Source organism: Streptomyces sp. MMG1121 (assembly GCF_001280015.1).
Lineage (GTDB): Bacteria > Actinomycetota > Actinomycetes > Streptomycetales > Streptomycetaceae > Streptomyces.
The window spans coordinates 129,260-140,173 of sequence record NZ_LGDV01000119.1; the positions used below are offsets into that span (position 1 = coordinate 129,260).

6 protein-coding genes and 1 pseudogene are annotated in these 10,914 nt (G+C 73.0%); 4 read left to right on the forward strand and 3 right to left on the reverse strand.

The genetic code is table 11. The annotated features are described in order from the left end of the window. Window positions 1-39 precede the first annotated feature (39 nt). Complete coding sequence (locus tag ADK64_RS13380) at window positions 40-1,854, forward strand: chitinase (RefSeq protein WP_053658472.1); 1,815 nt, start codon at window positions 40-42, stop codon at window positions 1,852-1,854. 73 nt (window positions 1,855-1,927) lie between these two features. On the opposite strand, the pseudogene ADK64_RS47155 reads toward ADK64_RS13380, so the two are convergent. Next, window positions 1,928-2,179, reverse strand: a pseudogene (locus ADK64_RS47155) (hypothetical protein); the annotation flags it as partial. 659 nt (window positions 2,180-2,838) lie between these two features. Next, on the reverse strand, window positions 2,839-4,173 hold the full coding sequence (gene gabT, locus ADK64_RS13390) for a 4-aminobutyrate--2-oxoglutarate transaminase (protein WP_053658476.1): 1,335 nt from the start codon (window positions 4,171-4,173) through the stop codon (window positions 2,839-2,841). Window positions 4,174-4,472: 299 nt separating this feature from the next. Here gabT and ADK64_RS13395 point away from each other — a divergent pair, with 299 nt between their 5' ends. Together ADK64_RS13395 and ADK64_RS13400 are read left to right on the forward strand one after the other, a co-directional pair. Continuing rightward, window positions 4,473-6,896 (forward strand): hypothetical protein, encoded by a 2,424-nt coding sequence (locus ADK64_RS13395; RefSeq protein ID WP_053658478.1) that lies wholly within the window; start codon window positions 4,473-4,475, stop codon window positions 6,894-6,896. 161 nt (window positions 6,897-7,057) lie between these two features. Next, on the forward strand, window positions 7,058-8,731 hold the full coding sequence (locus ADK64_RS13400; protein ID WP_053658480.1) for a PucR family transcriptional regulator: 1,674 nt from the start codon (window positions 7,058-7,060) through the stop codon (window positions 8,729-8,731). Window positions 8,732-8,758: 27 nt separating this feature from the next. Here ADK64_RS13400 and ADK64_RS13405 read toward each other — a convergent pair whose 3' ends face one another. Beyond that, the gene (locus ADK64_RS13405) at window positions 8,759-9,682 is read right to left on the reverse strand and encodes a LysR family transcriptional regulator (protein WP_053658482.1); all 924 of its coding nucleotides are present in this window, start codon (window positions 9,680-9,682) and stop codon (window positions 8,759-8,761) included. Window positions 9,683-9,804: 122 nt separating this feature from the next. On the opposite strand from ADK64_RS13405, the gene ADK64_RS13410 reads away from it, so the two are divergent. Next, a partial coding sequence (locus ADK64_RS13410) for a DMT family transporter (protein ID WP_063789900.1) occupies window positions 9,805-10,914 on the forward strand: 1,110 nt, incomplete at its 3' end.

The following is a 10,914-nucleotide window of genomic DNA, read 5'->3' on the forward strand; positions in this document are numbered from 1 at the left end:
CGCTCCGCCCCTCCAACTCCCCCGGCACCGGAGGCCCTTGTGGACCGCGTCCGACCTCCCAGACCCCTCCTCGCCCTGCTCGCGGCCGTACTGCTGGCCGTGCCCGGCATGACCGCGCTCTCGTCGGCCGCCCGCGCGGCCGACGCGGACGTCGCGCAGAACGGCGGCTTCGAGTCCGGCCTGGCCGGCTGGACCTGCAGCGCCGGTACGACCGTCAACTCGCCTGTGCACAGCGGGAGTTCTGCCCTCCAGGCGACCCCGGCCGGCAGTGACGACGCCCAGTGCGCGCAGACCGTCACCGTCCAGCCGAACGCGACGTACACACTGTCCGGTTACGTCCGCGGCTCCTACGTCTACCTCGGCGCGAACGGCACCGGCACCACCGACGTCTCCACCTGGACCCAGTCCGCCCCCGACTGGCAGGAGCTGAGCACCACCTTCACCACCGGCGCCGCCACCACGCAAGTGACCATCTACACCCACGGCTGGTACGGCACCGGCGCCTACTACGCCGACGACATCTCCCTCGTCGGCCCGGGCGGCAGCGGCACCGGACAGCCGCCCGCCGCGCCCGCCGGCCTGCGGACCACCTCCGTCACCTCCTCCTCCGTCGCCCTGTCCTGGTCGGCGGTGAGCGGCGCCGGCAGCTACACGGTCTACCGCGACGGGGTCAAGTCGCAGACCACGAGCGGCACTTCGGCCACCGTTGGCGGGCTGTCGGCCTCGACGGCGTACAGCTTCCAGGTCACCGCGAGCAACGACGCGGGCGAGTCCGCCAAGTCGGCGGCCGTGACCGCGACGACCGGCGCGGACAGCGGCGGTGGCGGTGGTTCGACGGGCCTGCCCACCCACGCCCTCGTCGGCTATCTCCACGCGAGCTTCGCCAACGGCTCCGGCTACACCCGGCTCGCCGACGTCCCGGACAGCTGGGACGTCGTCGATCTGGCCTTCGGCGAGCCCACCTCGCCCACCTCCGGCGACATCCGCTTCAACCGCTGCCCCGTGACGGAGTGCCCGACCGCCGAGTCCGACGCCGACTTCAGGGCGGCCATCAAGGCCAAGCAGGCCGCCGGCAAGAAGGTGCTGATCTCGATCGGCGGCCAGAACGGCCAGGTCCAGCTGACGACCACCGCGGCCCGCGACACCTTCGTCTCCTCGGTCTCGAATATCATCGACACCTGGGGCCTCGACGGCCTGGACATCGACTTCGAGGGCCACTCGCTCTCGCTCGACACGAACGACACGGACTTCAAGAACCCCACGACACCCGTGATCGTGAACCTGATCTCGGCACTGAAGACCCTGAAGGCCAAGTACGGCTCGAAGTTCGTGCTGACCATGGCGCCCGAAACCTTCTTCGTGCAGAACGGCTACCAGTTCTACGGCACCGGCAAGTGGGGCGGCCAGGACCCGCGCTGCGGGGCGTACCTCCCCGTCATCTACGCCCTGCGCGACGACCTCACCCTGCTGCACGTCCAGGACTACAACTCGGGCCCCATCATGGGACTGGACAACCAGTACCACTCCATGGGCGGCGCCGACTTCCACATCGCCATGACGGACATGCTGCTCACCGGCTTCCCCGTGGCGGGCGACCCGAACAACGTCTTCCCGCCGCTGCGCCCCGACCAGGTCGCCATCGGCATGCCGGCCTCGACGAACGCGGGCAACGGCTACGTCGCGCCGGCCGAGGTCACGAAGACCCTGGACTGCCTGACGAAGAAGACGAACTGCGGCGCGTACGCGACCCACGGGACCTGGCCGGCGCTGCGCGGTCTGATGACGTGGTCGGTGAACTGGGACCGCTATTCGAACTGGGAGTTCCAGCACACCTTCGACGCGTACTTCGGCTGACCGGACCGATCACCAGGGCGAGGGCGGTCAGCAGCACGGTGCACAGACACCAGCTGGCCGCCACGTCCAGCGGCCAGTGATAACCATGGCGGACCAGGCCGTACGAGACCCCGAGGACCAGGGCCGCACAGAGGGTGACCAGGCTCCGGCGGGCGGCGGCCGACCGCAGCCAGGGCAGGAGCACGAGGGTCGCGGAGCCGTAGGCGATGGCCGCCGTGGCCGTGTGACCGGAGGGGAAGTAGCCGACGCCCGGGGGCACCACGGGGGTCCCCGGCCGTGCGGTCCAGTCCTTGAGCGGTACGACGATCGCCGGGACGAGCGCCATGAGCACGGCCGCGGCGGCGGGCGGCAGCCACCAGCGCCGCGTACCGGCCGCATGGCCCCGCCATAGGACGTACCCGAGGACGAGGACGAGGGCCGGCACGGCGACCTGGATGTTCCCGAGGTCGGAGAGCAGCTCGGAGAACCGGTCGGGGCGGACGAGGTCCCGGCTGAGGCGGGCGTCCAGGTGCAGCAGCGGACCGTGCGCCACGACCTGCCAGGTGGACAGGACGAACAGCGCGATGGCCGGGAGGGCCAGCAGCAGGGCACGGCGGACTACGGTCGACACGGCGCCCAGCTTGGCAGACTCATGAGGAAGGAGGTCGGCCGCCCCGGAACAGGGGGGGTGGTTCCGAGGCGGCCGTCCGGATCGGAACGTCGCGCGCCCCGGGGGGTTTGGGGCGGCGACCGTCCGATCGGTGAGGAGATCCCGGAGCCGCGAGGGCGCCGGTTGTGTGCGCGAGGGCACGGCCAGGTCGAAGCTGGGGAGGCCTCGGCCCGAGACCGCCCACAGTCCCCCGTGGGCGGGGTGTATCTCTCATCTGCCTAGAACCTACGGCAGGCCGAGGCGGTTGGGCAGACGGAATCGCGTCCCGTCATCCACCTCGCACACGTTCTTCACACGGCCTGCCGCAGGTAACGCCAGAGGTTCGGACCAGTGGCTCAGATGCGCGCGAAGGCCTGCTCGATGATGTCGAGACCCTCGTTCAGGAGGTCCTCGCCGATGACCAGCGGGGGCAGGAAGCGCAGCACGTTGCCGTAGGTGCCACAGGTCAGGACCAGCAGGCCCTCCTGGTGGCAGGCCTTGGCGAGCGCGGCGGTGGCCTCGGGGTTGGGCTCCTTGGTGGCGCGGTCCTTGACGAGCTCGATGGCGATCATGGCACCGCGACCGCGCACGTCACCGATGACGTCGAACTTCTCGGCCATGGCGGTGAGGCGACCCTTCATGATCTCCTCGATGCGCTTGGCCTTGCCGTTGAGGTCCAGCTCCTTCATGGTCTCGATGGAACCGAGCGCACCGGCGCACGCGACCGGGTTACCGCCGTAGGTACCACCCAGGCCGCCGGCGTGCGCGGCGTCCATGATCTCGGCGCGCCCGGTGACGGCGGCGAGCGGCAGACCGCCGGCGATGCCCTTGGCGGTCGTGATCAGGTCCGGGACGATGCCCTCGTCCTCGCAGGCGAACCACTGGCCGGTGCGGCAGAACCCGGACTGGATCTCGTCGGCGACGAAGACGATGCCGTTGTCGTTGGCGAACTTCACGATCTCCGGGAGGAAGCCCTTGGCCGGCTCGATGAAGCCGCCCTCGCCGAGCACCGGCTCGATGATGATCGCGGCGATGTTGTCCGCGCCGACCTGCTTGCTCATCTGGTCGATGGCCTGCTTGGCGGCCTCGGGACCGGCGTTCTCCGCCCCGGTCGGCCAGCGGTAGCCGTACGCCACCGGCACGCGGTAGACCTCGGGCGCGAACGGCCCGAACCCGTGCTTGTACGGCATGTTCTTGGCGGTCAGCGCCATGGTGAGGTTGGTCCGGCCGTGGTACCCGTGGTCGAACACGACGACGGCCTGCCGCTTGGTGTAGGCGCGCGCGATCTTGACGGCGTTCTCGACGGCCTCGGCGCCGGAGTTGAACAGCGCGGACTTCTTGGCGTGGTCGCCCGGGGTCAGCTCCGCGAGCGCCTCGGCGACGGCGACGTACCCCTCGTACGGGGTGACCATGAAACAGGTGTGGGTGAAGTCGGCGAGCTGCGCGCTCGCCCGCCGTACGACGGCCTCGGCGGACGCACCGACGCTGGTCACGGCGATACCCGACCCGAAGTCGATGAAGCTGTTGCCGTCGACGTCCTCGATGACACCGCCGCCGGCGCGGGTGACGAAGACCGGCAGCGTGGAGCCCACGCCCTGCGCGACCACGGCGGTACGGCGGGCCTGCAGCTCCTGCGACTTCGGGCCGGGGATGGCGGTGACGACGCGGCGCTCCTGCGGAAGTGCGGTCATGAGGGCTCCTGATGATCTTGCGTACCGGGCGGTCTGGTCGTGCGCCCCGGATGGCTCCGGGGGTGCGTTTTCGGCCGCTTACCTATCTTTCTTCGCAGGCTAGGGCCGGGAACGGAGGGTGGGCATGCTCCATGTGGGCGTTGTCCGCGCCGCCGCTTGTCCGTCCTGGACATAGTCACCCGGCCGAACTGCACCCGGTCGGCCCTCGCTCTCGGCCGCGTAAGCGGTGAACTCCCCTTGCCGGCGCGTTAGATTGGCTCGCTGACGGTGGACGGAACGGCTGGTCAGGGGGCAGGGCGATGGACAGCGACGGCACACGGGACGCACGCGGCACGCATGCGAATTCGGTACCTCGCCCGGCGGAGCCGTTTGAGGGGCCGGTGGTGCCGCCACGGCCGGCTCGCGCGCCGGACGTGCCGCCCCCGGGTGCGCAGCCCTCGCACACCCCCCACTCCTCGCCGCCCCGCTCGCCCGTCGCCGACTGGCTCGACCAGCCCCGCCCGGCCGTCGAGCCCGGTATCTGGCGTTATGGCTACCGCCCGCCCAAAGCCGTCCGCCCGGCACGGCGTCTGGCTCCCGTCACCATCGTCGGCTTCGTCGTCCCCCTGGTGGCGGGGCTGCTGCTGTGGTCGCTGTGGCGGCACGGCAGCCTCCCGTACCAGTGGGCCGTCCTCAAGCTGGTCACCCCGGACGACTGGTGGTGGGGCGGCACCACGACACCCAAGAGCTACCAGGGCGCCGAGGCCGTCACCGTCGCCGACGGCGTGTTCTTCGCGATCCTCGTCTTCGCCATGGCACGCCTGGGCAGCTGGTCCGACATCATCCGGCACGTCGTCACGCGCCGCGAACAGCCCGCCCGCGCCCTGATCGCCGCCCTGGGCGCGCTGATCGCGCTGGCCTTCGTCTTCCCGAGCGCGTTCGGCCTCGGCTGGAACGCGCTGCCCGTCCAGGATCCGCTGTTCTCGCTCATCGTCCTGATCACCGGCGACTACAGCGTGTTCGCGTCGGAAGCGCTCACGGACGGGCTGTACGCGTTCATCACCCTGCTCGTGCTGTGGCCGTTCGCCCGGATCGGCGGCTGGTGGCCCTTCGCGAAGGAAGCGCTCGCCGCACGGGGGCGGTCCAGGGCCGGGCAGGCCGCACAGCCGGCCGTCGACCGTCGGCCGTCACAGTGGCCCGAACTGCGGGAGGCCGGTCAGCACCAGGCCGCGGACCTGCTCGCCGCCGAGGTGCACGCCGGCCGGATGAACGACGTGGACTGCGCGAGGGTCGGCCGCATGTGGACCGTGGCCCGCGCCCGGGCCGGGGTCTCCTCCTTCTCCGACACGGTCCTGCGCGAGGGCGCCGCCGCCTGGACCCACCCTTCCGGCCACCGTGACCTGCCCGGCCGGGGCGCCCGGCACGATCTGCTCGCCGGGCAGGTCCGCATCGGGCAGTGGGTCGCGGGTGACCGCACCCCGCTCGGGTACGGAGGAGCGGGGGCCGCTCTCGCACCGGAGACCCTCGGCACCTCGCTGCTGGCCGTCGGTCCCTCCGGCGCCGGCAAGACACGCCATCTGATCCGGCCCGTCGTCGAGTCGCTCGGCCTGCAGGCGCTGACGGGACAGTGCGCCGTCGTCACCGTCTGCGCGGCCGGTACCCCGCTCGGGCCCGACTCGGCCTACGACGTCGTCGTACGTCTCGGCGACCCCGCGTCCGTCCACGACCTCGACCCGTACGCGGAGTCCGACGACCCCGACGAGGTGGCCGGCTTCCTGGCCGAGGGGCTCGCCGGTGACCTGGACTCCGTGAGCGGGCAACGGGCGGCCACCGCGCTCGCCCAGCTTCTCGGCCCCTACCGGGCGGCGTACGGACGCTTCCCGACGCTGCCTGTGCTGCGTGAGCTGCTGGAGGGCGAGCCGTCGGCCCTTGCGGGGCTGCGCGCGGCGCTCACGGGGGACGAGCACGGCGCGATGCGCCGCGAACTCGAGGCACGTGCCCGGCAGTCGGGCAGCGCCGGCGATCCCGGGGCGGTCCTGGCCGACCGGCTCGCCGTGCTGGACCGGCCGGCGTTCGCCGAGTTCTTCGGCGCGGACGGCGGGGGCGCCCGGGCGTTCTCGCTGCGCGCCGTCGCCCACCATCCGCTGCGGGTCCGCATCGACCTGCCCGAGCGCGGCCACGAAGAGGCGTCGCGGATCGTCACCCGGCTGGTGCTGGCGCAGTTCGGCGCCGTGGCGTCGGCAGGCGAACGGACCCACTTCGTCTGCCTCGTCCTGGACGACGCCACCGGCGCGGTGACGACCGAGTCCCTCCGCCGCATCCCGCGGCTGCGCTCCCGTAACGCGGGTGTGGTGCTCGCCCTGCGCACCGTCGGTGACGTCCCCGAGGCGCTGCACGGACCGTTGTACGCGGCCGTCGGCTGCCGGATGGCGTTCTCCGGGGTGGCCACGTGGGACGGGGGCAGGTTCGCGGACGCCTGGGGCACCGCGTGGGTGGAGACCCGGGACGTGGCCCGGCACACCGTCTTCGCGGACCAGCCGATGACACGCGCGATCCATGCCCTGCGGAAGCTGGTCACCGGCAAGGCGGTGACGACGGAGGCCGTGACCGTCCGGCAGGTCGAGCGGGAGCGTTGGTCTGCTTCCGAGTTGGCTCACGGGGTGCCCGCGGGGCATGCCGTGTTGTCGTTGACGAGTGTGCGGGGGGAACACGCGCCGCCGTTGCTGGTGGATCTGCGCGGGTGAGGGGCGGCGGGGGCTCGTACGGTGAGGCAGAATCGGGGTAGGCCGTTCATACGCGGCGGCCAAAAGATCACCGTGATCAGAGCGCTCGGCGCGGTCAGAGTGGTCTGAGTGGTCAGCGCGATCACCCGATCCGTGGATTTCCCCCTCACCATGAAGGTCCGATGCCCCCTACCCTCGCCTCGCTCGTCCACCACTCCGCGCTCAAGCTGACCGTGCGCGCGGGCGAGGACCGCCTCGACGTGCCCGTCCGCTGGGCGCACGTCAGCGAGCTGGCCGACCCCGTGCCGTACATGGAGGGCGGCGAGCTGCTGCTGATCACCGCGCTGAAGCTGGACGCGGAGGACCGGGAGGCGATGCGGCGGTATGTGAAGCGGCTGGTGGGGGCCGGTGTCGTCGGGCTCGGATTCGCCGTCGGGGTGAATTACGAGGAGATTCCCGAGGCTCTCGTCGACGCCGCCCGGCAGGAGGGGCTGCCGCTGCTGGAGGTGCCCCGCCGCACCCCCTTCCTCGCCATCAGCAAGGCCGTCTCCGCCGCCATCGCCGCCGACCAGTACCGGGCCGTGACGGCAGGGTTCGCCGCGCAGCGCGAGTTGACCAAGCAGGCGCTGATCGCCGGCCCGGAGGGACTGCTCGGCGCGCTCGCCTCGCAGGTCGACGGGTGGGCCGCGCTGTACGACGCCTCGGGCGCCGTCGTCGCCGCCGCGCCGGACTGGGCAGGCCGGCGCGCCGCACGGCTCACCGCCGAGGTCGAACGGCTGCGGGACCGCCCCGCCCCCGCCTCCTCGGTCGTCGGCGGCCCCGATCATGAGGACCGCGTCGAGCTGCACTCCCTCGGGACGGGCCGCCGGCCGCGCGCCGCGCTCGCCGTGGGTACGGCCGCCGCCCTCGGCACCGCCGAACGGTACGCCGTGCACTCCGCCATCGCCCTGCTCACCCTGACCACCGAACGCTCCCGCTCGCTGCACGCGGCCGAACAGCGCGTCGGTACGGCGGTGCTGCGCATGCTGCTCGCCGGCGAGCCCGACCACGCGCGGACCGTCGCCGGGGACCTGTACGGCGGGCTGCTCGACGCGCCGTTCCGGATGATCGTGGCCGAGTCGGTGTCCGGGTCGGCCGCGCGGGTGCACGCGGATGGGCATGCCCAGGCCCACGGCCGTGCGCGTGTGCCGGCCGGTGGAGGAGGAGGCGGTGGCGCCGTCGCCGACCTGGGCGGTGATCCGCTGGGCGGTCTCGCGGAGAGCGTGGAGTCCGCCGCCGCCCGCTCCGGCGAGGCCGTACTGGTCGTGCCGGACGGGGAGCGGCTGGTGGTGCTCGCCGCGGACGGGGGCGCGGCCGTGGCCGCCTGTACGCAGTACGCGGCGGCGCTCGAGGCGGCGCGGGCGGTGCCCGAGCAGGCCGGGGGCGACGAGGAGGAACTGGTCGTCGGACTGTCCGCGCCGGCCGGGCCGATCGCCGCGGCGGCGGCCTACAAGCAGGCCGAGCAGGCGCTGTCGGTGGCGCGGCGGCGGGGGCGGGTGCTGGTGGAGCACGAGCAGCTGGCAGCCGGGTCGGTGCTGCCGCTGCTGGCCGACGACGCGGTGAAGGCGTTCGCCGACGGGCTGCTGCGGGCGTTGCGCGAGCACGATGCCACGGGGCGGGGGGACCTGGTCGCCTCGCTGCGGGCGTGGCTGTCACGGCACGGCCAGTGGGACGCGGCGGCGGCGGACCTGGGCGTGCACCGGCATACGCTGCGGTACCGGATGCGGAGGGTCGAGGAGATCCTGGGGCGCTCTCTGGACGACCCGGACGTACGGATGGAGCTGTGGCTCGCCCTGAAGGCGACGTCGGCCGACTGACCACCCCGGGGGGTGGGCGGAGCGTTGCTAAGCGGTGGAGCTTGAGCGGGTTGCCCGGGCTGTGTCCCTCAGCGTTTCGAGCAGTCGCGTGAGCAGCGGCAGGCCCCACGCTCCCTGTCGTACCGCCGCCTGGATCGTGCGGACCGGTTCCGGGGTGCGCAGGCGGCGGACGGTCACGCCGGGGTGGCGGTGGCCGAGGCCCAGCAGGGGGATCAGGGCCACGCCCAGGCCGGCCGCGACGAAGCCCTGTGCGGCCCGGTGGTCCTCGCCGTCCACCACGAAGTCCGGCCGGAAGCCGGCGGCGGCGCACGCGTCCAGGACGGGGTCCAGGCAGGGGCCGGGACGGTCGCTGCCGCCGACCCAGGGTTCCCCGGCGAGGTCGGCGAGGTCGATGACGCGCCGGGCGGCCAGCGGGTGGCCCTTGGGCAGCACCACGCGGAACGGCTCGTCGAGCAGATGGACCAGGCGCAGCCCGGGATGCTCCGCCGTCCGCGGCCGGACCACCACCGCCAGGTCGGCCCGGCCGTCGAGCACCTCGGGCAACGGGTCGGCCGGATCGGTCATGCCGAGGTCGAGCCGTACCTCCGGGTGGTCCGCGCGCAGCGCTGCCACCGCCGGTGCCACCAAGTCCGCTGCGGCGGTGGCGAAGTAACGGACCGTCAGCGTTCCGGTGCGGCCGGCCAGCAGGTCGGCCAGGGCGGCGCCGGCCTGCGCCAGCTGTCGTTCGATCACCGCCGCGTGCTCGGCCAGCAGCAGCGCGGCGGCGGTGGGCCGTACGCCTCTCCCGGCCCGTTCCAGCAGTGCCGTGCCCGTCTGTCGCTCCAGCGCGGCCACCTGCTGGCTGACGGCCGAGGGGGTGTAGCCGAGCGCGGTGGCGGCGGCGCTGACCGACCCGCTGGTCACCACCGAGCGGAGCACCTGCAGGCGTCGTACGTCCAGTCCTTCGGGCATGTAGTCCAGCTTAAAGGTTTCCGGGAAAGTTTCACTTGTCCTCACGTGTTCCGGGGCCGCACCGTTGCGGGAGTGCCGGGCCGGCGGCGATCAGCGGCCGGCGGCGAGGAGAGGGAGGTTCCGTGGTGCGTGTGGTCGTGCTCGCCCTGTTGTGGGGTTCGGGATATCTGTGGACCGGACTGGCCCTGCGCCATGGCCTCTCCCCGTTGCACATCACCGTGCTGCGCTCCGCCCTCGGGGCCGCCGTCCTGCTCCTGCTCGCCCGGACCGGCCGGCAGCGCCTGCCGCGCGGGGCCGCGGTCTGGGGCCGGCTCGTGGTGGCCGCCCTGTTGTGCAACACGCTGCCGTTCTTCCTGGCGGCGCAAGGCGTGCGGACCGTCTCCACCGGTCTGGCCGGCGTACTGAACGCGACGACCCCGCTGTGGTCGCTGCTGCTCGGCCTCGCGCTCGGCACCGAGCGGGACCGGAACCCGCTGCGGTTCGCGGGGCTGCTGCTCGGCTTCGGGGGCGTGCTGCTGATCTTCTCGCCGTGGAGTTCCGTGCACGCCACGGCCGGCGGCGGCGCGTTCGGCCGGGGCGTGCTCGCGCTGCTCGGCGCCGCCGTCTCCTACGCGGTGGCCTTCGCCTACATGGGCCGCGTCCTCACCCATGCCGATAGGGGCACGGGCACGGGCACCGGGCCGCTCGCCGTGTCCGCGGCCCAGCTGACCGCGGCGACGGGGCTCGGCGCGCTGGCGCTGCCGGCCGGCGGCACCTCGGCCGGCAGCGGGTGGACCGATCCGGTCGCGCTCGTCGCCGTCGCCGTGCTCGGGGTCTTCTGCACCGGGTTCACCTTCCACCTCAACTACCGGCTGATCGCCACGGAGGGGCCGACCGCGGCCGCCACCGTCGGCTATCTGCTGCCCGTCGTCTCCGCTACCCTCGGCGCGCTCGTCCTGCACGAGCCGCTGAGCGCACGGACCGTCGCCGGGATGGCCGTCGTCCTGACCGGCGTCCACCTCACCCGACGCCGTCGTCCCGCGTCACCCGCACCGTCCGCATCACGCGCACCGTCCGCATCACCCGCACCGTCCGGCCCACCCGCACCGTCCGCGCCGGCCCCGCTGCCCGGGCCGCCCGCGCCCGCCCCCGTGGGATATCTGCTGCCCGCCGTCCCCGCTCCCCTCGGCCCCCTCGTCCTCCACGAGCCGCTGAGCGCACGGACCGTCGCCGGGATGGCCGTCGTCCTGACC

Excerpts from the sequence above, each read along its gene's own strand:
- ADK64_RS13395 (WP_053658478.1), top strand. The coding sequence starts at position 4,473 with ATGGACAGCGACGGCACACGGGACGCACGCGGCACGCATGCGAATTCG.
- gabT (WP_053658476.1), bottom strand. The coding sequence starts at position 4,173 with ATGACCGCACTTCCGCAGGAGCGCCGCGTCGTCACCGCCATCCCCGGC.
- ADK64_RS13400 (WP_053658480.1), top strand. The coding sequence starts at position 7,058 with ATGCCCCCTACCCTCGCCTCGCTCGTCCACCACTCCGCGCTCAAGCTG.
- ADK64_RS13405 (WP_053658482.1), bottom strand. The coding sequence starts at position 9,682 with ATGCCCGAAGGACTGGACGTACGACGCCTGCAGGTGCTCCGCTCGGTG.